18 protein-coding genes are annotated in these 25923 nt (G+C 55.1%); 14 read left to right on the top strand and 4 right to left on the bottom strand.

Annotated features, from left to right (window positions below):
• Positions 1–180: 180 nt before the first annotated feature.
• The 9 genes from AC2FIP_RS10835 to AC2FIP_RS10795 all read left to right on the top strand — a co-directional run bounded on the left by AC2FIP_RS10835 (position 181) and on the right by AC2FIP_RS10795 (position 14213).
• Positions 181–2397 carry an NADP-dependent isocitrate dehydrogenase gene (locus AC2FIP_RS10835; protein ID WP_496786365.1) on the top strand — a complete coding sequence of 739 codons (2217 nt, stop codon included), beginning with the start codon at positions 181–183 and terminating at the stop codon, positions 2395–2397.
• A 603-nt stretch (positions 2398–3000) separates the two neighbouring features.
• Positions 3001–4323, top strand: a complete 1323-nt coding sequence (locus AC2FIP_RS10830) for an alginate O-acetyltransferase AlgX-related protein (protein WP_496786363.1) — start codon at positions 3001–3003, stop codon at positions 4321–4323.
• A gap of 54 nt (positions 4324–4377) precedes the next feature.
• Positions 4378–5943 carry a carbamoyltransferase C-terminal domain-containing protein gene (locus AC2FIP_RS10825; protein WP_496677171.1) on the top strand — a complete coding sequence of 522 codons (1566 nt, stop codon included), beginning with the start codon at positions 4378–4380 and terminating at the stop codon, positions 5941–5943.
• A gap of 290 nt (positions 5944–6233) precedes the next feature.
• A complete protein-coding gene (locus AC2FIP_RS10820) occupies positions 6234–8090 on the top strand; it encodes a GumC family protein (protein WP_496786362.1) in 1857 nt (618 codons plus the stop codon).
• A 173-nt stretch (positions 8091–8263) separates the two neighbouring features.
• Complete coding sequence (locus tag AC2FIP_RS10815; protein WP_496786360.1) at positions 8264–9610, top strand: lipopolysaccharide biosynthesis protein; 1347 nt, start codon at positions 8264–8266, stop codon at positions 9608–9610.
• Positions 9607–10884, top strand: a complete 1278-nt coding sequence (locus AC2FIP_RS10810; protein WP_496786359.1) for an O-antigen ligase family protein — start codon at positions 9607–9609, stop codon at positions 10882–10884. Before AC2FIP_RS10815 ends, AC2FIP_RS10810 begins: the two co-directional genes overlap by 4 nt.
• A complete protein-coding gene (locus AC2FIP_RS10805) occupies positions 10881–12092 on the top strand; it encodes a polysaccharide biosynthesis/export family protein (protein WP_496697074.1) in 1212 nt (403 codons plus the stop codon). Before AC2FIP_RS10810 ends, AC2FIP_RS10805 begins: the two co-directional genes overlap by 4 nt.
• A 75-nt stretch (positions 12093–12167) precedes the next feature.
• Positions 12168–13331 (top strand): glycosyltransferase family 4 protein, encoded by a 1164-nt coding sequence (locus AC2FIP_RS10800; protein WP_496786357.1) that lies wholly within the window; start codon positions 12168–12170, stop codon positions 13329–13331.
• A 33-nt stretch (positions 13332–13364) separates the two neighbouring features.
• The gene (locus AC2FIP_RS10795) at positions 13365–14213 is read left to right on the top strand and encodes a sulfotransferase family protein (RefSeq protein ID WP_496697070.1); all 849 of its coding nucleotides are present in this window, start codon (positions 13365–13367) and stop codon (positions 14211–14213) included.
• Positions 14214–14225: 12 nt separating this feature from the next.
• On the opposite strand, the gene AC2FIP_RS10790 is transcribed toward AC2FIP_RS10795, so the two are convergent.
• Positions 14226–15458, bottom strand: coding sequence for a glycosyltransferase family 4 protein (locus tag AC2FIP_RS10790; protein WP_496786356.1), 1233 nt, complete (start codon positions 15456–15458; stop codon positions 14226–14228).
• Positions 15459–15882: 424 nt separating this feature from the next.
• Here AC2FIP_RS10790 and AC2FIP_RS10785 point away from each other — a divergent pair, with 424 nt between their 5' ends.
• The 3 genes from AC2FIP_RS10785 (at position 15883) to asnB (ending at position 20224) form a co-directional block, all read left to right on the top strand.
• Entirely contained in the window at positions 15883–17046 is a 1164-nt protein-coding gene (locus tag AC2FIP_RS10785) for a DegT/DnrJ/EryC1/StrS family aminotransferase (protein WP_496786355.1), read from the top strand.
• 94 nt (positions 17047–17140) lie between these two features.
• Positions 17141–18271: a glycosyltransferase gene (locus AC2FIP_RS10780; RefSeq protein WP_496786353.1), complete on the top strand. Its 1131-nt coding sequence runs from the start codon at positions 17141–17143 to the stop codon at positions 18269–18271.
• Between the two features lie 3 nt (positions 18272–18274).
• Entirely contained in the window at positions 18275–20224 is a 1950-nt protein-coding gene (asnB, locus tag AC2FIP_RS10775) for an asparagine synthase (glutamine-hydrolyzing) (RefSeq protein WP_496786352.1), read from the top strand.
• 30 nt (positions 20225–20254) lie between these two features.
• Here asnB and AC2FIP_RS10770 read toward each other — a convergent pair whose 3' ends face one another.
• From AC2FIP_RS10770 to AC2FIP_RS10760, 3 genes are read right to left on the bottom strand one after another with little or no spacing between them, the layout of a single operon-like run.
• Positions 20255–20950, bottom strand: coding sequence for a PIG-L deacetylase family protein (locus AC2FIP_RS10770; protein WP_496693740.1), 696 nt, complete (start codon positions 20948–20950; stop codon positions 20255–20257).
• Positions 20947–21861, bottom strand: a complete 915-nt coding sequence (locus AC2FIP_RS10765) for a methionyl-tRNA formyltransferase (protein ID WP_496693741.1) — start codon at positions 21859–21861, stop codon at positions 20947–20949. The genes AC2FIP_RS10770 and AC2FIP_RS10765 overlap by 4 nt, the downstream gene beginning before the upstream one ends.
• On the bottom strand, positions 21858–22463 hold the full coding sequence (locus AC2FIP_RS10760) for a sugar transferase (protein ID WP_281972943.1): 606 nt from the start codon (positions 22461–22463) through the stop codon (positions 21858–21860). The genes AC2FIP_RS10765 and AC2FIP_RS10760 overlap by 4 nt, the downstream gene beginning before the upstream one ends.
• A gap of 1074 nt (positions 22464–23537) precedes the next feature.
• Between AC2FIP_RS10760 and AC2FIP_RS10755 the strand changes: the two genes are divergently transcribed.
• Positions 23538–25418, top strand: coding sequence for a polysaccharide biosynthesis protein (locus AC2FIP_RS10755; RefSeq protein ID WP_496697057.1), 1881 nt, complete (start codon positions 23538–23540; stop codon positions 25416–25418).
• An 82-nt stretch (positions 25419–25500) separates the two neighbouring features.
• A complete protein-coding gene (locus AC2FIP_RS10750; RefSeq protein WP_496691638.1) occupies positions 25501–25923 on the top strand; it encodes a GtrA family protein in 423 nt (140 codons plus the stop codon).

The following is a 25923-nucleotide window of genomic DNA, read 5'->3' as shown; positions in this document are numbered from 1 at the left end:
ACCGTGTCAAAATGCGCGGTCTCTGGCGATTGATCCCAAGCCAAACGTCATTTAAGGGAGGCCCTGTCAATACAGAGTCATCCCGGGACGGCAGTCTTGTTACGTCCCTTACGCGCCACGCCGATGTGGCCCCAACTCTTGGATCGCACGCCCCGAAAGGCTTAAAAAAGGTAAAAGAATATGGCAGATAAATCGAACTTCGACATATTGTATACCATTGTAGACGAAGCGCCCGAGCTGGCCAGCGCCTCATTCCTGCCCATCATTCGAAAGTTTGCATCCGCCGCCGGTGTCAGCGTCGGAACCAAGGATATTTCACTTGCTGGGCGGATTATTTCGACCTTCCCCGAAAAGCTGACAGATGCGCAGCGCATCACCGATGATCTGGCCGCACTGGGTGAGCTGGTGAAGACACCCGATGCCAATGTGATCAAGCTGCCCAACATCTCGGCCTCGGTGCCGCAGCTGGTGGCCGCCGTCGAAGAGCTGCAAGCACAAGGCTATGACATCCCGAGCTATCCCGAAGAACCTGCGACTGATGAAGAAAAAGCGATCCGCGCGCGGTATGATGCCATCAAGGGTTCGGCTGTGAACCCGGTTCTGCGCGAAGGTAACAGCGACCGTCGCGCCGCGCGCGCCGTCAAGAATTATGCCCAGAAGAACCCGCATTCGATGGGTACATGGGCCGCTGACAGCAAGACTAAAGTCTCGTCCATGTCCGGCAATGATTTCTACGCGAACGAGAAATCGGCCACCATCACTGCGGCGCAAGCCGGTGACGCCAAAATCGAATTTGTCGGACAAGACGGCAGTACTACGGTTCTGAAAGACGGCTGGCCGCTGGCCGAGGGCACCGTTGCCGATGCGACCTTCATGTCCGTCAATGCGCTGTCGTCTTTCCTGGCCGAGGCCATCGAAGACACCAAAAAAGACGGCACCATGTTCTCGCTTCACCTGAAGGCCACAATGATGAAGGTCAGCGACCCGATCATCTTCGGCTATGCGGTCAAGGCGTGGCTTGCCCCGGTATTCGAGGCCTATGGCGCTGAATTGGATGCGCTGGGTGTGAACCCGAACTCGGGTCTGGGCGATCTGCTGGAGCGGGTTGCAGGCAACGCCGATATCATGGCCGCCATTGACGCGATCAAGGGCGACCGCCCGTCCATGTATATGGTTGACAGCGACAAGGGCATCACCAACCTGCACGTGCCGTCGGATGTGATCATCGACGCCTCGATGCCTGCCGTGATCCGTGCTGGTGGCAAGGGTTGGGACGAAGCAGGGTCGAAAGGTGACACCAACTGCGTGATCCCGGACCGTTGTTATGCGTCTATTTATGATGAATCCGTCAAATTCTTCAAAGCCAATGGCGCGCTGAACCCAGCCACCGTCGGGGCTGTGGCCAATGTGGGTCTGATGGCACAGAAAGCCGAAGAATACGGCAGCCACCCGACAACATTCCAGGCGCCTGCGAATGGGACCATTCGCATCGTGCTGGCCAATGGTGAGACGTTGCACGAGCATGCGGTTGAAAAGGGCGACATCTGGCGTGCCTGCACCGTGAAGATGGCTCCGATTGAGAACTGGATTCAACTAGCGATGGACCGTCAGCGTCTGACCGGATCCGAGGCGATCTTCTGGCTGGACGCAAACCGCGCCCATGATGCCGAACTGATCAAATTCGTCCAACCAACACTGGAAGCTGCTGGCGTGGCGGACAAGTTCCAAATCCTGGCACCGCGTGAGGCGACCCGCCAGTCGTTGGAGACCATCACGGCCGGGAACGACAGCATCGCCATCACCGGCAACGTGCTGCGTGACTATCTGACCGACCTGTTCCCGATCCTTGAGTTGGGCACATCGGCCAAGATGCTGTCGATTGTCAAGCTGATGCAGGGCGGCGGATTGTTCGAAACCGGCGCGGGTGGCTCTGCCCCGAAACACGTGCAGCAGCTGGTCGAGGAAAACCACCTGCGCTGGGACTCGATGGGTGAGTTCTGCGCGCTTGGCGAGTCTTTGAATTTCCTAGCCGACAGCAAAGGCAACGCCAAAGCCGGAGTTCTTGGCGCCGCTGCCGAGGCCGCAACGCAGGGTATTCTGGATAACAACAAGTCGCCTAGCCGCAAAGTCGGGCAGCCGGATAACCGTGACAGCCATTACTGGTTCGCGCGCTATTGGGCTGAGGCGCTGGCCGCGCAATCCGATGATGCTGATCTGGCCGCCGAGTTCGCGCCGATTGCTGCAGAGTTGGCCGCGAAAGAACAGCAGATCCTATCCGAACTGGCCAACGCACAAGGGGCAGCGGCAGATCTGGGTGGTTACTATCACACCAACCCGACCAAGACTGCAGCAGTCATGCGCCCAAGCGCGACACTCAATGGTATCATTGACGGGTAATCTAGGTGCCCTGTCCTGATTTGGGCAGGGTTCTGAACCTGACGTAAAAACTAAAAAGGGACCGACCCCCAAAGTCAGTCCCTTTTTGAGCGAGTGGGGAGGCCGAAGCCTCTCCGGTGTAGTTGCGTTAACTGTAACAAAACCCTGCTGGCTGGATATTAGGGGTTTCCCGTATATTCATCCGTCTGCTGTGCCGCAGACGATACACCTACCAAAATCATTGCTCTGCCGCCGCAGAAAGGGCTTTGGCGCCGTGTTGAATTCGGGAACAATAGGCTTGGAAAAGGCGAATTATGCGCGAAATGTGATTGTGCCATGTGCCCACAAGGTGTTGAAAGAGCGGGTGATTTGCTTTTCAGCACAACGGTGGTAAGAAAATCTGATTTTGTTTTGTATTCGAGTGTTGTGTGCCGTGTGTGTTTATCCCGTTGTTTTTGAGCATTTTTCCTATTTCACAGGTCCATGTGATGCGTCTTTTTCCTGCGCCTGTCCGGGCGCCGCAGAAAAGCTTGCCGATGATATGCAAATCGGTTCAACTGAATTCGCCTGGTTTCGCCGTTAATGACGGCAAATGTCGATATCGGTCGAAAGGGACCAGATGGAATGACTGAAAAAACCCGCAGTTCGCGTTTCGGGTCAATCCTATGTCTGGTTGCCGCTCTCTATTTCTTTGGGGTCGTCGCATACGCGCTGATGAATTCAGCGGAATTTGCCAATGGAACCGCGCGGCTGATTCGGTACATTCTGGCCCCGGGCGCGATTGGGCTGGTGCTGGCCTTATGCGCGGTCTTTTTATCAGACGAAGGCAGGCTGACAGTTGGCGTGAGCGCTGTTTCCCTGTTGGCGGCTCTGTTCGCATTCGAGGCCTATCTGACAATCAAGATAATCCCCGGGCGTCTGGGGCTGGTCGGGTTTGTCGGCGAAGACGTCAGCGTCGAAGAATACAAGGAAAATTTGCCGCCGGGCCGGACAATGAAGCATGTGAACGATGCGCTGGATACACAGCTGCTCGAATCCGCGTATCTGGCGCCCATGCCGGGTGACAAGATGCTGCTGTGCTCGGTGCTGGGCGAGCCGGTGACCTATACGCCTGATCGTTTGGGGTTTCGCAATCCACCTTCGGTCTTTGAAAACGATTTGAATGTGATGCTGCTGGGCGACTCGTTTTCCGAAGGGTTCTGCCTGAGAGAGGGTGAGCATCTGGCGGATAAGCTGCGTCAGGATATGCCGAGCTTGCTTAACACCGGTCACAGAGGCATTGGCCCGCTGTATCAACTGGCGGTTTTGGGCCGATACGGGCCAGAGTTCCAGCCTGATCTTACGATCTTTTCTTTCTTTGCGGGCAATGACTGGCGCAATCTGGAACGAGAGCTTGAGAAGCCGTGGCTGCGTGAAGCACTCGACCCGGCTGCAGATTTTGGCCCGATCGAGCATCCGGATCAGTCGGAAATATCCGCTCCAATTATTTCTGGATGGTGGTCTGAGACGACGTTGTCCTGGATCGACTACCTGCGGGCGCAAAGGGTGTTCAGGAACTTTCTGGCATTGCAGAAAACGGCCGAGATTCTTGGGATTCACTATCCCAAAGCGACCGATGAGAACCCGGTATTTGCGGATGTTCTGATCCGGGCAAAGCAGATAACATCACAATGGGATGGTGAGATCGTCATCGTGTATGTGCCGACGGTCAGCCGCTATATGGGTCTGGTCGCCCAGCCTTTTATCCACGACCCGCTGCGAGTATTGGTGAAAGATGCGGCTGCGCAGGCCGGGCTGGACGTGATAGACTTAACGGATGTTATCGAAATGCAAGAGGATCCGGCATCGTATTATGCGCCGGATTCTCATTTCAACGAAGCAGGCGCAGAACTGGCCGCTCGGGCAATTACAGAGGGGCTGCGTCAACGCAATTTGATAGAACAGTAACGAATTGGTGTGTTTTGCCAGGACCGCGCAACAAGCGCGGTATTGAGGTGTGAAATGAAGATTTTGTCATTCAAGTCGGGGCATGACGGTACGGTTGCGGGTATTGATGCCCAAAACGGTAACCTGCTGTTTTCCTATGAATCCGAGAAAGACAGTTTTCCCCGCAATACGTCAGTCACACCGGATACATTTATCGACTCTGGCCTGTGGTTCCGGGACTTGCCTGATATCCTGGCCCTTAGCGGCTGGTCAACGACCGGAACACAACATGTGACGACCTCGGGGGCAGGGTATTTCGGCATTGGCGAAGATGCTCAGACCGTGGGGAAACGAACGTTTTTTGGCAAGGAGATCGACTTTTTCTCATCGACCCATGAAAGGGCACATATTTGGGGCGCTTATGGGATGTCTCCGTTTCGTCAGGGTGAACCTTGTTATGTGTTGGTTTGGGAAGACACGCTTGGCGATTTCTACAAGATTGATGAAGATCTAAAGCTGTCTCATGTCGGTCGGGTAATGACCGGGCCAGGTGCCCGATATTCATTCCTGAGCGCACTGGTTGATCCCGATTATCCCGTGCTTTCGCGTGAACAACGGCGCGAGGACCCCGGGAGGATGATGGCGGCATGTGCCTATGCAGAGCCCGGTTCACATGACGCGGATGAACATGCGCTGATAGACTATCTTTTGTCAGATCAGCCATTGGCCGAAATTCTGCGCAAGGATCGGTTGACCGATTCCCCGTTTTTCAATGTCGGAATGCACAGCCAGCAGTTCAGTAATCTTGCACAGAAACTCTCGGATGCGATTTTTTCACGGTTCCTTGCCTTTGCCGAACAGAACCTGACAGAGGGCTATCCGCTGGTGATTGCCGGCGGATGTGGATTGAACTGCGATTGGAACACCAAGTGGCAGAATTGCGGCTTGTTCCGAGATGTATTTGTACCACCTTGCAGCAGTGATTCCGGCTGCGCCATAGGAACTGCGGTTGATGCCATGCGCCACTATACGGGCCAGGCAAAGCTGGATTGGACGGTTTATTCCGGACAGTCCTTTGTGGATGATAAAATCGACAGTAGCGGCATGCGGGTCAGCGAGCTGCGTCTGAACGATGTCGCGGATGCGTTAATGTCCGGTGAGCTCATCGGTTGGGCCAGAGGGAACTGTGAAATCGGTCCGCGCGCATTGGGCAACCGCTCGATTCTGGCGGCCCCGTTCTGGGCCGAAACCCGCGTGCGCCTGAACCGGGCTAAAAACCGCCCGGATACAAGCCCCGTGGCCCCATCCTGCCTTGAGGAAGATGTCAGCCAGCATTTTGAGTGGGAAAACTCCGCGCCTTATATGTTGCATCTGCAGAAGGTGACCAATCAGAACCTGGCCGCGATCACGCATGTAGACGGGACAGCAAGGGTCCAAACAGTCCGCCGGGATCAGAATGCTTTCTTTTACGACCTGCTGAACGCATTCAAGTCGGCTTCGGGCACGGGTGTATTGTGCAATACGTCACTGAACTTTCGCGGAGCGGGGTTCATAAACAAAACCAGTGATCTGCATCACTATGCAAGATCGGCAAAGCTGGACGGCTTTGTCGCAGGAAACACGTTCTACAGGTTTAACTAGTAATATTGGCGCGCTTGCGGTGTCGCCGCACTTTTGGAGGTTAAGTACTTTGTCGTATGAATCAGGTCTGCAAAACTTTGAAAGACGCCGCCTCTTAGCTTCTGCAACAGCAAGGATTTCGGCCTATTGTCTCTTGTGTGGAAACATTGAGCAAATAACGACAAGAAAACTCGGAAAAATGGCCAAGCTGTCCAATCATTAGGATAAGAATTCGTTCGAACATGGGCGCAGCATCAAAGATTTGTATTTCAGGCGACGGTGATCTTGGTCGCTACAAGGGACGATAGAGAATGGATCAAAACCATATCGCAAACCAATTTGGCCAACAGCGTCTGGATGGCATATGGCGGATGATTTACCGTCATCTGAAGTTGATCCTCGGAGTGACCGCAGCTGTGATCGTCGGCACGTTTATGGTCGTCAATCAACTGGACCCAAGATACAAATCCCGCGCCGAAATCGTTCTCACATCTCTGGATATGCGCGTCCGCGCCGACAGTGTCGAACTTGAATCCTACGAGCTGACCCGCACTTTGATTGAAACCGAAATCGACATCCTGCGGTCACGGGAGTTTGCGGCAGAGGTCGCCCTGGCGCTGGACCTGTTCGAGAATGAGGCTTTTGCCGGGGCGCAAAACCCCGCAAATCCGCAATCCACATCCGTTATCCGCAATCGTGTAATCGACAATACACTGTCGACATATAACGTACTTCGGCAAGGAGAGAGCCTTGCGATTGAGATCATCTCAACAGCCGAAGACCCGCAGCTGGCAGCCGATATTGCCAATACAGTTGCAGAAACTTTTATCCTTCGCCTGCAGCAGCGGCGGCAGCAGGGTCTTTCATCTTCCATTTCTTTTCTTAAGGACCGCGTAAATGAGCTGGGTGACGAACTGACCCGTGACGAACTTCAGATGGCGGCCTTTATTCTTGAAGAAAATCTGGCGGATGAATCCGTGCCGGGCAGGCTTCGGTCGGAACTTGCGCGGCTCAACTCGCAAAAAGATGTGCATGAGATCAACGGAGCCAGCAGCGAAGAGGTCAACAAAATTGCTGACCAGATTGCCGTTGTTGAACAGGCATTGCGCAGCCGGACCGGTTCGGAAATTGCATTGCTGCGGATGGAACGCGCGCTAGAGCTTCTTCGGATCCGGTATCAGACGACGATTGAAAAGCTGAATGATTTCGAAACCCAGCAACAGTTTCTTGGCCAGGCGGTTCAGCAGGTTTCGGTTGCTCATGCGCCGACTTCGGCATTCTGGCCGAATACCAAAGTCGCCGTCGCAGTCAGCGCGATTGTCGGGTTCTCTCTGGCCTTTGTGATCGCCCTGTTGATGGAGGGCAGCAACACGCGGATCGTCAATGAAAACCAGATCGAACAGCAAACCGATCTGACCAATCTGGGTTTCCTGCCGGATACGGTGATGGATTCGGACACGGATGGTCAGCAGGAGTTGTTGCGCTTTATCCGTGATCAGGGCCGCTCGCCTTATGTCGAGGCGCTGCGCAGTGTTTTGACCATGTGGTTTAACACAAATGATGACGGCAGCATCGTCATGGTTACCTCTGGTGTTCCTGGAGAAGGCAAGACCGTGGTTGCGGTTTCGCTGGCCCTAGTGGCGGGTACAGATGGGATGCGCGTTCTATTATTGGATATGGACAACCACCGTTGCCGTGCCTCAAAAACACTGGGTCTTACCGGGGCGGCTCCGGTCGAGATCGATGACGCGCTGAGCGGTGCCGTGCAACCCAGCCAGATTTATGTCGATGGTGAAAGGGTACCGGGGGTTTCGTCGATCAGTCTGAACCTGCGTCCGAAAATATCCCGCAAACAGTTGATGCAGCAGCTTGGCGAATACGGGCGCATGTTGCGCAATCAGTACGATCTTGTGTTGGTCGATACGCCGCCGACATTGGTCATTGATGACACGATCCGACTTGGGCCGCTTGTCGATGGTACGTTCCTGGTGGTGCGCTGGGGGCAGACCACCGAAAAAATTCTCAAGGATGCAATCGAAAAGCTGCGGATGAGCAATATCAAGATTTCCGGTACGATCATGAATGGTGTGAACATGCGGAAGCAAAGGCAATATGGGTATGGTGCCTATACATATCATTACTCGGATGAGCCTGGGAAAAGCAGCTGATTACGGTTCGCAGACCCTTGTAGGATTTGTTAGATTGGTGATTGGGTATTGGTTTTTATTTGCGAATATGAGGGCACAGCGCCCGCGACGCTTTTGCGGCGTGGTCCAATGACCGGCAGCCGCCAAGGGGTGGAATTGGCCGGTCGTTTGTGCGGCGGGCGGGTGGATCAGACATGACCTCTCAGCCCGGCGCAACCTCAATCCCGACTGCTGTGCTTCGGCGTTTACTGCGCAATCTGAAATGGATCTTTTCCTCTCAGATAGCAGTCGCTTTGCTGGGCCTTGTGTTTCTGCCGGTGGCCGCTCGCGCACTTGGGGCTGCAGGCTTGGGGGTAATGGCAATAGGCGAGGCCTATGCGCGGATCGTTTCCCGGTTCCTTCATCTTGAGCCCTGGCAGGCGGTGATTAGATATGGAAGCACTGCGCTGGAGGAAGAAGACCGCGAACGATTTCGCCGACTTGTCGGGCTGTCGGTCCTGATTGACGTGGTTGGGGGCGTATTGGCCGCCGGCGCGGCGATCGCATTCGCACCGATCATTGCCGGATGGCTGGGGCTGGATCAGGATCTTGCATGGGTGCTGCCGGTCGCATCGCTGGGAATTCTGGTTTCGCTGAGGCCAACCGGGTTGGCTTTGTTGCGGTCCTTCGACCGGTTCGATCTGTTGGCCAAACTGGATATTTTCGCAGCGTCTGTGCGGATGGTGCTGGGGGTGATTGCCTGGCAACTGGGGTTTGGGCTGCCTGGCTTTGTCGCGATATTTGTTGCTGTCAGCCTTTTAGACGGCGTTCTGGCCTTTGCCGCGGGGCTGCGAGAAATGTCGCGGAATGGCTATGGCCGTCCGATGCTTGGAATAAAGCAAACTCTGGGTGAAAATTCCGGGTTTCTGCGCTTTGTTTGGAACAGCAATCTCTCTGTCATCTTGCGTCAGACCACGCAGCGCCTGGACGTGATCATATTGGGTGTTCTGATTTCACCGACGATGGTGGGATATTACCATATCGCGAAACGGTGCGGCGAAGCTGCACTGCGTCTTGGACGACCGCTAAGCCAGGCGATCTATCCCGAGTTCACCCGGTTTGCCTCCCGAAATGAATTTGACCGTTTGCAAAAAATGCTAACGGGTCTCAGCGCCGGGTTCTGGGGGGTAATTGCCCTTGTCTTGATTCCAGTGATCTTGATGCTGGAACCGATCGTTACTGCGATTTTTGGCGTGGATTATGCCCCCGCAGTACCGGTCGTGCGCGTGCAGGCAATCGCGGTAGGTATTTATCTTGGTGGGATACTGCTGAACCCTGCACTGCTGAGCCTGGGGCAAGACCGGGCCTTGGTTCGGATCGGTTTGTTGAACACCATTTTGTTTCTGATCCTCATCGCACCGATGGTTTCTGTTTTGGGTGTGGTCGGTGCCGCTGTGGCGCATGTGCTGTGTAATTCCGTCTGGCTAGGGCTGTGTGTGTTACACTTGCGGCGTACATTGCTGAACCCTGCATTACACGGAAAGGAGCAGGTGCGCCCATGAGACCTGCATCGGCCCAATCTGTTTCCTTTGGCAAGCCGACCAATGGAATCGGCTATTTGCCAAGCGTAGACATGGCAGCTCTCTATTTCCTGATGGCGGCTGTAGCCCTGGCGCCGATGAACTATCTCAGAGTGGATTTCGTCTATTTCACCCTCTCGGATTTCTTCTTTGTGCTGGCTGGGTTTGTCATGCTGGCAACCGGCCAGCTGCCGGTTAAGATATTCGGGCCAGCAAGCGGGTTCTGGTACAGTTCGTTCCTGTTTTTCACAGGGGGCCTGACCATAGGTTCGTTGATCAACGGTGACCCGACCGAGCTGCTGACTGTGTTTGTTCAGTACTTCTTTTCGTTGATCGTGCTGCCAGTTCTGATCGGCAATCGAAGCTTTGATCAGATCGTCCTTCTGATGAAGGCATTTATTATTGGTATGGGCATTGTTGTGCTGTTTGGCATCTATGCAATCAACTTCATGGAAGACCCGCTACACCGGTTTGTATCCGCCAATGGTCGCATGCTTTCGCTGGTCGAGCGGGCAAATGAATGCGCGCTTATGCTGGCGATGGCCATCGTTTTCCTGCTTAGCCTGATCCTGCAGAAGCAAAGCAGCCGCATCTGGGGGCTGATCGGGCTGCCAATCCTGTTTTACGGCGTCATCCTGACCGGTTCGAATTCTGGTCTGATCGTGACCATAGTGGGGACTGTCGCCATTATCCTCAGCAGCGGGTCCCCGCGTCATGTTGTGACCCTGATCGTCGGCACGTTGATTGCGGTTTTGGTAGTCCTGAACTTTGGTGAGCTTTTCTTGCCCGAGGTCTTTCGCGAACGAGTGCTGAATGCCGTTCTTGCAGGTGACATTAGCCAGGCGGGCACGTTCTCTGACCGGCTATTCCTGCTGCAAGAGGCCTTCGAGGTATCACGTGGCACTTTGTTGATCGGGCTGGGTGCAAACCAGTACAGCCTGGCCAGCGAACAGGGAATCGTGGTTCATTCGGCCTATTTGCTGACTCTGTCCGAAGGTGGCTTGATTTCTCTGCTCGGTATGGTCGGCTTTATTTTGGCCAGCATATACTTGGCCTGGATGGCCATTTCTGTCGGCCGCTCGCCATCGGTCGGGGCACTGACCATCGTTGCCATGCTGATGTATGTCGTGCTGCTTGCCGGAGCGACGACCTTTTATGCCCGGTTCTGGAACGTACCCTTTGTCCTAGCCATTGCGCTTAGCGTGTCGCGCCTGCCGGTGTTTGGACCAACGAATACACTTAGGAGAATGTCGTGAAATTATTGCAAAAACTGATGCTTTCTGTGATCGCGGCTTCGGCTTGTTTTATCGGTGCGCTTCAGGCCGAGGAATATGTTCTGGCACCGCAGGACAAGATCAATTTGCGTGCGATGCGCTGGGATCCGGTGGGCGCGTCTTTTGTGAACTGGCAAGGCGTTTCCGGTGAATATGCGCTTTCTTCGGGAGGAATGCTGATGGTGCCTCTGGCCGGTCAGGTTCATGCTGAAGGGCGAACGACCGAAGAATTGGTACTGCTGCTGGAAACTCAGATGCGCACTCGCGTGGGGATGGCAGAACCGCCTCATCTGGCGATCGAAGTCATCGGCCATCTGCCCGTATACATTCTGGGGGATGTCCAGATTCCAGGCTCGTACCCCTATCGGCCCCAACTGACTGCGCAGCAGGCGATGGCGCTTGCGGGCGGGGAATACCGGTTGCCGTTGCAAAATGACGTAGGAACGAACTTTACCGGGCTGCGGGTTCAGGGTGAGGTTCAGCTGTACAATGAACAGATCGAAGCTCTGCAAGCCGAACAACGCCGACTGCTGGCTGATCTGTCAACACTAACCCCGGACGGTGGTGATGCCAAAATTGAACCCCCGCAAGGTCTGCAGGGGGAGATTCTGCAAGCGGATCAACAGGCCCGGGAAGGGCAGGGTGAACGCATCATCCAACTACAGGAAACCCTCAAAGATCAGATCGATAGCCTCGAACGGCAGCTGGAATTGCGCGCAAATCAGATCGGGATCACGCGCAAAGATCTGGATGATGCTCTGGCACTACAGAAAAAGGGCCTTACGGTCAGTTCCCGCGTGTCATCTCTGTCCAACTCGCTGAACGACCTGGAAAGCAAAAGCGTGGATATCGAGATCGCTCTGGGCTTGGCCCGGCAACAGCTGAACCGCGCGCAACGCGATGAGCTGGAGTTGCTTGATACCGCGCGCTCGAATGCGCTGGTGCGGCTGAATCTGGTGCAGATCGAACTCGAGGATTTGCAGACCCGGCTGGGCACCGCGAAAATCCTGCAGGCCGAGCTGGCAGCGCTTGGCGTTGTTGAAGAGGTTGATGCGGTCGAAGAGATCGTGATCGTATACTCGGTCACCCGCGCGGCCGGAGGAGCCGCAACGGCGATTTCGGGTGACACTGTCTTGTCCCCCGGGGATACGCTTTCGGTTTCTCGAACCTTCGTCACGCAAACACAATAGATTTCAGTTCAATGATTTATGGTTCAGCGCGCGGTTCTGATGTCCGGCGCTGAGCCAAAAAGGCGGCAGGCCAGAATGAAAAAGATACGCGTTTTATTTCCCTTTGCAGGTTGGGCAGATCTGGGCGGCAGTCATGTTTCCGCGCTCAAACTTGCGTCCTGTCTGGACCGGGATCAGTTTGAACCATTGGTCCTTTGCCACAACGAAGCCGGGTCGGTCGGGCAGTATGCTCAATCGCTGGGTCTGAATATCGAAGTATTGCAGGGCCCCAGGCTTATGGGCCCTCCAAACAATAAAACGGATGCGGATGTTGGCTTTCCGGAATACTGGACCCGGACCTACGGCCAGCTCGTCCGGTTTTTGCGGGGCAAAAAGCCAGATATCGTCCACACAAATGAGGGTCGATTGCATGTGAATTGGGTGTTTCCGGCCAGACGGTTGGGGATCAAGCATATCTGGCACCACAGGCAGGATCCGCGCGCGGTAGGCGTTAACTATGTCGCGCCGGTGTTTTCGAACCGTATCCTAAGCGTGTCGTATTTTTCGAAACCCTCGCGTCCGATACGCTCGGTTGACAAAAAGTTTCAGGTCATCCGCAGCCCCTTCGACCTGAGCATTCAGCGCCCGGATCCAGACGCGGCGCGTCGGATGATCCTGAACGAAATCGGTGCGCCGGAAAATGCAGTTCTTCTGGGATATTTTGGCCATTTGGAACCGCGAAAACGGCCGGTTCATTTTGTCCAAAGCCTTGTGGCCATTCAGAAACAGCTTGCGGACAGGCCGGTACATGGCCTGCTGTTTGGCAAAGTACTCAATCCCGATGACGGGTTGGACTCAGGCTCCATGGACGTGGCCCGAGAACAGGGGATGGGCGCGCAGATTCATATGATGGGTTTTCGGCAGGATGTTGAAAAGTGTATGGTCGCAATGGATGCCACCCTTGTGCCGGCCTTGAACGAGCCATTTGGACGCACCTTGATCGAGGCAATGCACCTTGAGCTGCCTGTTGTGGCCACACGGCACGGCGGCAATGTCGAGGCTATCGATCATGGCAAAACCGGTTTTCTGGTAGACCCGCAGGACCCCGAGGCCTTTGTTGAGCCGGTCATCTCTCTGATTGGGGACCCGAGCCTGAGGCAGCAGGTAACACAGGCTGCATACCAATATGTGCAGGATAATTTTGGGTTGGATAAACACGTGGCCGAAGTGTCTGACGTGTACCGAGAATTGGTTTCGTAATCCGGATGCGAAATGTAAGGTTTTGGGGGTAAAATGGGTTTGCCGAACGAACGAAAAATAGATTTCCTGATTTTCGGTGCTGCGAAATGTGCGACCACTTGGTTGCAGAATTCATTGACGGCTACACCGCAAATTTTCATGCCGGATCCCGAGCTGCACTATTTCTCGGATCATTATGACCGGGGGGCGGTCTGGTATCGCGATCAATACGAGGGTTATTCAGACCAGAGTATCGTAGGCGAAAAATGCAATACCTATCTGACACATCCAGAGGCGGCCAAAAGGATTGCCCGTGACTATCCTGATGTCAGGTTGATCCTGCAGATGCGCGATCCGGTTCGAAGGGCCTATTCCGACTACTGCATGCTGTTTCGCAGAGGCACTGTTGGGGACGACATTCATCGGTATCTGGACCCTGACAAGGCTGGTGATGAAAGGTTCCTGCACAATGGTAGATATGCCTATCACCTGCGCCGTTTCTACGATCTGTTTCCGACCGATCAGATTCTGTTGCTGGCCTACGAAAACACGATCTCACAACCGGTTGAAACCTTACGCCGTGTCGCCGAACACATCGGTTATTCCGGCGTCGTGGAGCCGCCACTAGAAGAGCGGGTCAAAAACAAAAATACGCCAATCGTGCCCTTGCCTCTGAGGCGGGTTCTGGCGCCGCTTCGACCGTTGCTTGACCCGATCCGGCATACGGGGCCGTTAAAGGCCATTCGCAAAGCGGTGGCGCGGCAGGTGGAATACCCTGAATTGCCCGATGCTTTGGCGCAGAAAATGGCCGATTTCTATAGGCCTGACGTTGCCGAGCTTGATGCGATTGATCCGGGTCTCAGCCGTGGATGGCGCAGTTTCTCGGATCAGACGTCGGCTTAGAATGGGCGCGGATCAGTCGGTGGCAGTCGAGGGCAGGGTGGTATCGCTGTCGATCAGCCCCATTTTCCGCAGCAGGATCGTGTTGATCCGGGCGACGTCGAACTCTTGCTCGGCACGCGCCCGCGCGGCCTGACCCATGGATTCGATCAGGCTGCGGTCTTCAACGAATTTTCTCATCGCATCCGCCAGCCCCTCTGGATTGCGTTTGGGGACGATAAACCCGTTTTCCCCGTCGCTGACCGCATCGGCGCATCCCGGGGCATCGGTCGTAATGACGGCGCGCCCTGTCGACATCGCCTCAAGAATGGCGCGGGGGATGCCCTCACGATAGACGGTGGGCAATACGAAGACCGAACATTCCTTGAGAAATGGCCGAACATCCTTGGTTTCGCCCAGATACTCGATATGCCCCTGCTGACCCCATTCTTCGAGCTGCAGTGCATTGACCGAGTCCGGATTGTCATCCAGCGGACCCAAAAGCTGACAACGAACATCAGGGAATTGTTCCCTAAGTTGCCGGGCGGCCTCGGCATATTCGAACACGCCCTTGTCACGCAGCAGGCGCGCGATCATCAGGAAAACAGGCGGATCTGTGGGCGGGTTGGATTTTGCGTATCTGGCGAGGTTGACGCCAGAACCGGGCACAATCGACAGCGCGGCCTTTTTCGCCATCAACCGTCTGCTGCGAAACTCTTCGGCGTCGACCGAGTTGTAAACCAGCACCTCGTCGGCACCTTTCAATCCGATCCGGTAAAGGCCTGTCGCCACCGCTCTCAGCACTTTTCGGCGCAGGGTCAGTTCGGCATCCGCAAATACATAACCTAACCCGGTACACATCGCGAACCGCCGCCGAACGCCGGTCAACCGCGCCGCAAGGCCGCTGAAGATGATCGGCTTCATCGTATAGGCAAAGACGATATCGGGCCGTATTTCCCGGCAGATCCCGATCAGCGTGAACAGGGTGGACAGATCCTGAAATGGATTTAACCCCGCGCGCGCCATGGGGATTTGCCGAAATGTTACGCCAATCTCGGCAAGGGCTGCTTCGGTCGTCGCATCATTTTCCGGTGCGCAAGCAAGTACGTCTGCGCGTTCAGCAAGCTCTTTCAACAGATCATAGCGAAAATTGGTCAGTGAGGTCGTAAGATTGCCGACAAATAGAACTTTTGGACGTCCGCCAGTTGTCGAACTACGTTCGGCAGGTACGACTTGGGCACCGGAAGCGGTGTTGGGAATATCACTCATCAAAGAAACATTTCAAACTTTAAAAACCAAGGTTGAGGCGATGCTGATCCATGTCGCCGAAGCTGTCAACGGGGCTGTCACCAAAGCCGATTGTTGCCTATTTTTCACCTCTGACTGTCTGCGGCCTGATTGTTGAAAAATCACGCTGTTAAGTGACCTGGAACCTTGCATAAGCAATCGATTCAGGTCAGGTTTCGCCTGCCGCGGCACAAAAAGATATTTCCGAAACTGCGGAGTTTGTTTCCAATTCAGGCGCTGGCCGCCAAAAATTTGTTAATTGTTGAGTTTGCCTGACCTCCTCGGATGGTTTGGCGTGAGGTAAAGAAATGATCCGGAAATCCTGCTGTCTAAATTTGAGCAATAATAGGCTTGGCCCATCTTCCATCGGCTATCCTCTGGCCGCTTATCTGAAGGGAAACAGCTGATGCCCAAATGGCCATTCTTCGAAGAAGATGAAATTGATGCTGTCAGCGCAGTGCTAAGATCCGGTTGCGTGAATGCCTGGACCGGCCCCGATGTCAAAGAGTTCGAACGTGAATACAGCGCCTATACCGGCGCGCAGCATGCGATCGCCATGGCAAATGGCACGGTCACTCTGGACGCCGCGCTGCTGGCGTTGAACATCCGACCCGGAGACGAGGTTATCGTCACACCGCGTAGCTTTATCGCGTCTGCCAGTTCGATCCTTCTGGCCGGTGGCAAGCCGGTATTTGCAGATGTGGATCGCGAGAGCCAGAATATCACCGCAGAAACGATTGCACCGGTTCTGACCGACAGAACCGTGGGGATTATCGCAGTCCATCTGGCCGGGTGGCCATCGGATATGGCGGGTCTCATGGATCTGGCGCGCAGTCGGGACCTCTGGGTGATCGAGGATTGCGCGCAGGCGCATGGTGCCATGATCGGTGACCAGCACGTGGGAACCTTTGGCACCTGCGGCTCGTATTCTTTCTGTCAGGATAAAATCATCACAACCGGCGGCGAAGGCGGAATGCTGATCACCAATGATGATGAATTGTGGTCCAAGGTCTGGAGTTATAAGGATCACGGTAAAAACTATGAACAGGTGTTTAACAAAAGCCACCCTCCGGGGTTTCGCTGGCTACATAGTGGCCAGCCGGGCACCAATCTGCGGATGACCGGGCTTTCCGCCGCCATCGGGCGCATTCAGCTGGCGAAATTGGACGGGTGGCGCGCCCATAGAACCAGAAATGCCGAGATTTTGGCGGAAGCTCTATCCGGATGCGCTGCGTTTCGGGTACCTGTTCCACCTGCCGGGCTGACACACGCCTATTACCGGTTTTATGCGTTCATAAGACCAGAGAATCTGGCCTCGGGTTGGAGCAGGGATCGCATCATAGCTGAGATTTCTGAGGCGGGTTTCCCCGTGTTCTCGGGCAGTTGTTCTGAAATATATAGAGAAGAGATGTTCGCACGCCTTGGTGTCGGCCCGGTTGATCCCTTGCCGGTGGCGAAAGAGCTTGGTGAAACCAGCCTTGCTTTTCTGGTTGATCCGACCTGGTCGCATCAAGACATCACCGGTCTGGCAGAATTTGTACGCCAAATCGGAGATCGGGCGCGTGCATAGGCAGTTCACACCGCCGCATCCAGGGCGCGTGTCTGAAGGTTCCGACCCGGCATGTGCCGCCGGATCAGGTTAGTGAGTTTCGGGTGTTGAACGGATGATCATGCATGTCATCACCGATTTTTCCGGTCAGGGCGGGGCCCAGGCGATGCTGGCGCGGCTGATTGCCAAATCCGGGGATCGGGTATTGGTGGTGTCGCTGACGGAGGTTTCGGACAGGATCAAAAGCCAATGTGCAAATCCAAACGCCGTTCTGATCGGATTGAATGCCAGATCACTGTCGTCCATGCCCCGCGCGATATTGCAGATATCGCGTCTTATCCGTCAGTATAAACCGCAGGCGGTTCTGTGCTGGATGTACCATGCGATGGTCATCGGGCTGATTGCCAGCTGGATATCAGGTCGAAAGGTGCCAATTTACTGGACGGTGAGGCAGGCTTTGGACGACACCAGCTCGTTCACGCGCAGCACACGGATTGCGGTGGACCTGTGTCGGCGTTTGTCGGGCAGGTGCGCGGGGATCATTTATAATTCGCAACGCGCATTGGATCAGCACGCGAAGAACGGGTTTGCTGCTGCGCGGTCTTGCGTCATTCCGAACGGTCTGATCATGCCGCAAGTGAAATTGGTGCGGAACGATCCGCCCAGGGTTTTCGGGATTGCGGCGCGGTTTCATCCACAGAAGGATCACGAAACCCTTTTCCAGGCTCTGTCCCTGGCGCTGCGGTCAGTCCCCGATCTGCGCATCATCGCGGCCGGAGAGAATATGTCGCCTGAAAACTCCGAAGTACAATCATTGCTGGCGCGCTATAACCTGACTGCGGACAATGTAGAGCTGTGCGGCGACCTGCATGATATGGCTGCATTCTACAAACGGATTGATGCGCTGGTGCTTTCATCCCGAACCGAAGGGTTTCCGAATGTCATTGTCGAAGCGATGAGCTATGGCCACCCCGTTGTGTCGACGGATGTGGGTGATGCGGCGGTGATCATTCGCGACTGCGGATTGATCGTACCGCCCCGCAACGCGGAATTGCTGGCAGACGCTTTGGTCCATGCCGCAAATTGGTCGGCCCCGGAGTATCTGGAAAAAAGAGAAAAAGCCCGGGCGATTGTGGCCAATACCTACCAGCTTGACCGCGTTGCCGCGCAGTATCGGAACATTTTGGAGAGCGGCAGTCTTGATCCCGAAAAGATTGCCTCTCAGCCAGAACAGAAGGGGATCTGAGCGATGTGTGGCATCACCGGATTTATCAACTTTGGCACCGTTGATCGGTCTCAGGCCTCATCCGTCCTTGGCAGAATGTGTCAATCGATTGAACACCGTGGCCCGGATGGAACCGGGTTGTTTGTGGACCCAGATCAGGGTGTGGCCCTGGGGCATCTGCGTCTGGCCATTATTGATCTGTCGGAAACTGGGGTACAGCCGATGGATTCCGCCGATGGCCGGTTCACCATTGTGTTCAATGGTGAGATCTATGGCTATCTGGAACTGCGTCAGGAATTGCAGGATCTGGGCATAAGCTTCAGGGGCACATCTGATACCGAAGTTTTGCTGGCGGCGATGCAGCTTTGGGGTATCCGCAAGACACTGGACCGCGTCCACGGGATGTTTGCCATTGCCGTGTTTGACCGGAAAACCCAGAGCGTGACACTGGCGCGCGACCGGATTGGCAAAAAACCTCTCTATCTGGGCCTGGCCGGGAAAACCGTTCTGTTTGGGTCCGAATTGAAGTCACTGCGCGCGCATCCGGAATTTGGACCGGCAGAGGTGGACCGCGCAGCCTTAGGATCGTTTCTTCGGTTGGGATATATTCCTGCCCCGCGCACGATTTACCCAAATGTCCTGAAACTACCTGCGGGCTCTATGGTCGAGATCAAACTTGACACCCCACCGGCCTCGCTGGATGTGCTTCTGCAAGGGATCGAGCGGTTTTGGGATATCGAGGCGGTAGTCACCGAGGCACGCGCAAACCCATATCCCGACGATGAAACAGCAATAGCTGAAATCGAATCCGAACTGCTGCGCGCGGTGGGCGAGCGGATGGTTGCGGATGTGCCGGTTGGGACCTTCCTGTCGGGTGGCATCGACTCGTCGCTGATCACCGCGATGATGCAAGAGCAGTCGAACAGAAAAGTGCCCAGCTTTACCGTGCGTTTCGATGACGAAGACACCAACGAAGCCGACCATGCAAAGGCCATCGCCGAATATCTTGGGACGGATTACCACGAGGTGACGGCGACGCCGGAAATGGCGTTTCAAGCCATCGAAGGCTTGCCGCAGGTGTTTGACGAACCTTTCGCCGACCCGTCGCAACTACCAACCCTGCTGGTTTCGCAACTGGCGCGCCAGCAGCTTAAGGTCGTCATGTCCGGCGACGGCGGTGACGAGTCGTTTGGTGGCTATGCTCGCTATGTTCGGATGCAGGCTTTTGAACGCCTGAAGGGCAAGATGCCTGACCTGGCGATTCAGGCGCTGTCGCAGACGCCGCAATCGGTGCTGAGCGCTCTGGTGCCTGTCCTCAAGCCATTCGCCCCAAGCAGCATGCGTGACGATCTGAGCGCGGATCGTCTGGCCAAGCTGGCGCCGGTTCTGCAGGGGCGAGAGTTCCAGTGCCGCTATCAGGCCCAGTTTTCGATCTGGTCCTCCGGTATGCTTGGAAAGTCCGGCATCCCGCTGGGCAATGAGATCGGAACGCATGATTTGCCCGCAGGGTTGAGCCAGTTGGACAGCATGATGTTGTTGGATTCGCTCTATTATTTGCCGGATGATATTCTGGTGAAGGCCGACCGCACTTCGATGTCGGTGGGCCTTGAGATGCGCGCGCCGTTGTTGGACTACCGCGTTGTCACCGCCGCCTGGCGCTCTTCGGCATCGCTTCGGTGCGACGGGAAGGTTGGCAAGGTGGCGTTGCGGGAGCTTTTGAAAAAGCGGGTTCCGCAATCGCTGTATGACCGGCCAAAGCGCGGGTTCGGTATCCCACTCAACGCTTGGCTGCGCGGGCCCCTAAAGTCCCGTGTTTCCAGCATTCTTCTGGATGGGAACGGGCTTGAGGGTTTCGTGGACAAGGCAGCGCTGGAAAAATGCTGGGCCGAGCACCAATCAGGCAAACGCAACTGGGGTGCTCAGCTGTGGACGGTCTTTATGTTCCAACTATGGTCCGAAGCGTGGATGCGCTGATCGCAGCTTGGCGATTTTGCGATCAGTCAGTCAGATAACCGACCTGACCAAGACAAAGCCCTCAGCCGCGGCCCGGTGAACCGTCGCGCCACGCAAAGTTGCCAACGCTTTCAAGCTCTGAACCGAACGCTCGTGCGGGGGCTGTTTGACCTGGCTTGCAAATAACTGGAAGGCTTCCAGTTTACGCTCCAATGTGTCCGAAATATCCACAAACATGTTCGGCACGAATGGCGGCGTCAGATATGGCGCGTTCCAATTTGTCTCGGACAGCGTCTCATAGGCCGCGATCGTCGTCGGGTATTTGTCCTGATAAGGTCGGCTTGCCACCAAAGTCGAAAGGAAACTCAACTGGTGGTCCAGATGGATGTCGCCGGGATGCGGCGCCAGGATGACACTTGGGTCGAGATCGCGGATCAGTGTTCCCAGACCTGCGTTCAGGTCACCATGGGGGTGCTCAGCCAGTTCGGCGGCAGGGAAATCCAACCAGTGCGTATGCGTCACACCAAGATGCTCATGTGCGGCCCTGGCTTCGGCCTGTACATTGGCGATCTGTTCCGTGCTGAACCGGGGCGACCGACCCGTTGTGACAATCGCGATATGGACTGCGCGACCTGCATCTGCCAGTCGTGCGATGGTGCCGCCAGCCCCAAGGACTTCATCATCCGGGTGCGGAGCAACCACAAGTACCGGTCCGTCCTGTCCGTCAAAAGGTGTCAGCGTTGTCATTCGGAATTCCTGAGCTTTGAGTGCAGTTCGGGCGGCGCATCGGCGCCGGTCCAGCTTGTGATGTCTAGACATTTCCCATCCCCACAGGCGACCGTAAACCGGTTTCCTTCGATGGCCTGTATCTGACCAGGCAGGCCGATATAGTAGCCCTGCAGGGCGGTGTTCTGTACACCCAGCAGGACCAACTTCTCACCGGAGGCAGTGTAGGTGAAAGCGCCGGGATAGGGCGGTCCGGCTGCGCGTATCAACCGGTTAATCTCTGCCGCGGGTCTAGTCCAGTCGATCAGCCCGTCCTCGGGCCGCCGCCGCGCGCAAAGGCTGATCCCGGTTTCTGGCTGCGGAGCCGCCGGGATATCGCCTTCAGAGATTTGCGTCAGAAGCTGAGGCAGCAGCTGCGTCAGGGCCTGAAGCGCCCGGTCATACAGTTCGCGCGCTGTTACCGTGTTGGGATCGACCGCATATCGAGCTTGCGCCGCAATCGGGCCGTCATCGGCCCCTTCACCCAGCCAGAACAATGACGCGCCTACATCGGTTTCGCCCAATATGACAGTCCAGGGGATCACACCGCGCCCGCGCAGACGGGGCAGGGCGGATGGGTGAAACCCGACGCATCCGATCTTTGCCTGGGCCCGAAATTCCGGCCCGCAAATCTGAGACCACCCGATGACCAGTATCAGATCAGGTTTTACGGCTTGAATGGTTTTGATTGTTCCGGCCGAGTCACTTTTGGCGGTATAGTGGACAGGAATATCATACCGATCTGCAGTGGGTTTGAGATCTGCAAAATCAGAGTGCCGGTGAGACAAGTCCGGCGGTAGTGTCACCACCAAATCCGGTACAAACCCTCGGGCACATATGGCGGATAAGGCGACATGCGATCCTTCGACCGCCCCCACAAATACCGTCTTCATGCAGGTGTCTCCTTTCGGCTGTCCAGCCAGTTGTCTGCGGCCTGAATTCGGTCAGGGCGTTTATGCTCTCCGGCCAAGGCTACCATAATGGTTTCGAACAATATCTTCAGATCAAGCGACAGTGACCGGTGCGCGACATACCATAGATCCAGCTTTAGCTTCTCGTCATTTGAAAGCGCGGTATTGCCGCTGACCTGAGCCCACCCTGTCAGACCGGGCCGAACCGTGCAGCGCAACCGCCCATTGTCTCCAAACTCTTCGATGGTTTCGGGAAGCAGGGGACGGGGGCCAACAAGGGCCATATCTCCGCGCAAGATGATCACAAGCTGGGGCATCTCATCCAGCCTTACGCGGCGCAGAAGCTTGGTGGTTTTTGTCTGACGTTCCGAATCTGGCAGCAAAGCCCCGTTTTGATCGCGTGTGTCGGACATTGTTCTCAGCTTCCAGATGCGAAAGACGCGCCCGTTGCAGCCTGCCCGCCGTTGGCCAAAAAACAAAGGTTGCCCGACCGAAAACAGCACAATCACACAACCCGCCAGAAAAAAGGGCAGCGCGATCGTGCCCGCGATCAGGCAACACAGTATTTCGAGAAATCTGTTCATATTCAAACCCAAGAACTGTAGCTGAAAACTACGAATATCAAACCAAGAACCAACATCTCCCCGGATCATCCTGCTGGCCGGATCCAAGTTCCGGCGCACTGATACGAAGTCTGGGCTGAGTTGATCCCAAATCGATTCTCGATTCAAGCGGCAGAGCTGACCGGCACCCTGACTATGCGGAAATTTTTCCAAGCATGCGCCAAGTTCACAAAGCCTTTGTCAGGAAAACCGGCCTGCGACTCATTAGAGGATTGGCCGAAAGGAGTTGTCATCTTTGTTGCGTCTTGGTTCACAATGCCCCGATAGGGGCTTATTGTGGATCGATTGGGCAATATTGAGACCCGGACAGCGGCCCCCGAAGATTTCATCGGATTGAGAAAATGACTGTAATTTTCCCCGTGAGATTAGCATTTCTCTTGTTTACGCTAGGTCAATCGGCGCTCAAGTCAGCCGAAACAGGGAGGAAATTCTGCAACCCTCAGCAAAATATCAGTCAAAGAGTACTTCAGAAAACGCTGCAATTCGTTAATGAAGTGTGAAGAAATTACTTTTGAGGGCGCGGAAACGTATGTTAGCGTTGAAGGAGATTGAAGAAATTGCGCTAACCGGCGAACCAGAGGAACAATTTTGTTACTTGCGCGAATTATTATTATTAACGAGTGAAGTGAGTGTGTTCAACTTGGGCGATTGAGACAAGCTCAAGTGAAGGGGGCAAAACAAAGATACGGGTACAAGGCTTTCGGTTGATCATCTGATCGCGAGCCTTTGGTTTATATAGGACAGCTGCAAGCGGTCTGTGAGTGATCAGTTGGGAGCTGTGGCAATGTTTTGATGCTGCAGGACCCTGTTGGGTAACGATGTACGAGTAATTCTCGACCGGAATTGAGCCGGTGATGAGATAAAGGGGTGAGGTAAATGGTTTCGGGTTTTCATTGCTGGCAAACGCAGATTGTTAGTGAGTTGCGTGCCAATCATCGATTAGTCTTTGGAGACATTGTTGCTTCGTCTTTCTCAGCCGTAGTGGCAATCAATCTTGCGAATGGTGGAACGGTAGCGCAACAGATGGCGCCAGCCATGTTCCCGCTGATGCTCTTGTCCAGCCTGATTGGACTGGCGGTTTTCCCGCTTGCGGGCATGTACCGGCGCCACACACGCTCGACATCACTGCGAGACATTCGTCTGATTCTGCGGGGATCGACAATGTTGGTCCTGTGCCTCATGGCTGCCAGTGCAGTTTTCGAAGTGACCAAGGCTGTACCCTTCGCTGCTTTCATTATTCAGCTTGGCTTGATGATCCTTCTGCTCAGTGCCCTGCGTGTAGTTGCCCGTAGCCGTGAGCTGAATCGCCAGAATGCGCGGTTGATGGCCGAACATCAGGACAAAGTTCCGGTGCTTTTGGTTGGTACAGGTGCAAGTTGTGATCTATTTGTCAGGTCTTTGCGGAATACGCATTCCAAGTATCAGCCGGTGGGCATTATTGACGATGCGCGCAATACCATGGGGCTGTATTTCCACGATGTTCAGATTATCGGATCTCTTCTGGATGCCGATCGCGTGGTCGAGCGGCTTAAAGCCTGGGATCATTTGCCCAGACGCTTGTTCCTGACCGAACCGATCACGCATTTTGAAAGTGACGGCATCCGCAAGCTGACCAGCTGGTGTGAATCCAACGGTATCGCTGTCTCACGCGTGCCGGGTCTTGGGGAAGAAGGCCAGGATGCGGCCAATGGCTGTATTATCAACCCGGAAGAAATTCTCGAGCGGCCACAAAAAGCTGTCGAACGCTCGATGTTGCGCGAGATGTTCCGTGGGCGCCGCGTATTGGTGACCGGTGCCGGTGGTTCGATCGGTAGCGAACTGGCACGTCAGATAGCCTCTTTCGATCCGGCGGAACTGGTGATGATCGACCATTGCGAGTTCAACGCCTATTCCATCGACATGGATTTGTCGCAGAACTTTCCAGATGTTCCTCGGCGGATGTATATCGCAAGCATTCGCAATGCGTCGCGTGTGAATGACATCTTTGAACGTCATCGCCCCGAGCTGGTATTCAATGCCGCAGCCCTGAAGCATGTTCCGATGGTTGAGATGAATCCCTGCGAGGGCGTTTTGACCAATGTGATCGGAACCCGTAACGTCGCGGATGCGGCCCGGAACTATGGTGCTATCGCGATGGTGCAGGTTTCCACCGACAAGGCTGTAAACACCACCAATGTGATGGGTGCAACGAAGCGCGTTGCTGAGTTCTACGTTCAGGCGCAGGACCGTGTAACCAACGGAACCGAGGAAGAAACCCGGTTCTTCTCGGTACGGTTTGGCAATGTTCTGGGGTCGTCGGGCTCACTGATCCCGCTGTTTCAACGTCAAATCTCGAACGGTGGTCCGCTGACCGTGACCGATCCCCGGATGGAACGGTACTTCATGACCATCCGTGAGGCCGTGCAACTGACTCTGGTTGCGGCCGCAAGCGGGTTGAAAATGGAAAGCAGCCACGGAGAGATATTCGTTCTGGATATGGGTCGGCCGGTCAAGATCGTGGATTTGGCAGAACGGATGATCCGCCTTGCCGGGCTAAAGCCTTATGAGGATATCGACATCGAATTCATTGGAATTCGTCCAGGCGAAAAGCTGTTCGAGGAATTGTTTGATGCGTCTGAGAAGCGCCACGAATGTGGCATTCCGGGCGTCGGATCCGCACGGCCCGAGGGCATTCCCGTCGCCCGCCTGCGCGCCATGATCCGGAAACTGGAACAGGCTGCGGCAGAAGGTGACGAACTGGCTGCCAAACGCCTGCTGAAAGAGTTGGTGCCAGGGTATGGTGCAAATGGCCTGCGTCCGGTTCCGATCTCGGAATTCTCGTCTAAGCCCATTTTCAAAAGCGCTGGCACAAACGCAGCAAATGCAGTCAGTCAGTCTGAAGGAGAAAACCCGGAACTGTTGCCCGCTGGCAGCTGATTAAGAATTGTTTTCTAGTGTCGGTTATTTTGCCGAATTTGGTTTCTGTGTTTAATATTTCCGCCGAAAGGGCCAACATTTGATGGCGAGGCTTAATATACGCTCGGCTTTCGCGCCGTCAGAGGAACGTGCGCAGGTGGTACGGTTTATCTGGGCCGGCCTGATCAACACGGCGTTTGGCTACAGCGTGTTTGCCCTATTGATTTTTGCGGGCATGCATCCACAGCTTGCGCTTCTGCTTCAGTTTATCTTGGGTGTGATCTGGAATTTTTGTATCCACGCCCGGTTTGTCTTTGGCGTGCAGGGATACCGCCGTTTCCCGCTATATGCGATGTCTTATGTCGTGCTGTATTTTGTGAATGCGCTGCTTTTGCGCGGTTTGATGCAGGTTGGGCTTGATCCCTATCTGGCACAGGCGGTCGCATTGGGGCCGGTTGTCATATTGTCTTACCTCATGATTTCGCGTGCGCTTGGCCGGGGTCAAGCGTTGGATCGGAGGGGCTGA

The organism is Ruegeria sp. CDSB114, assembly GCF_059611025.1.
This window is presented reverse-complemented; position numbering and strand designations above follow the sequence as displayed.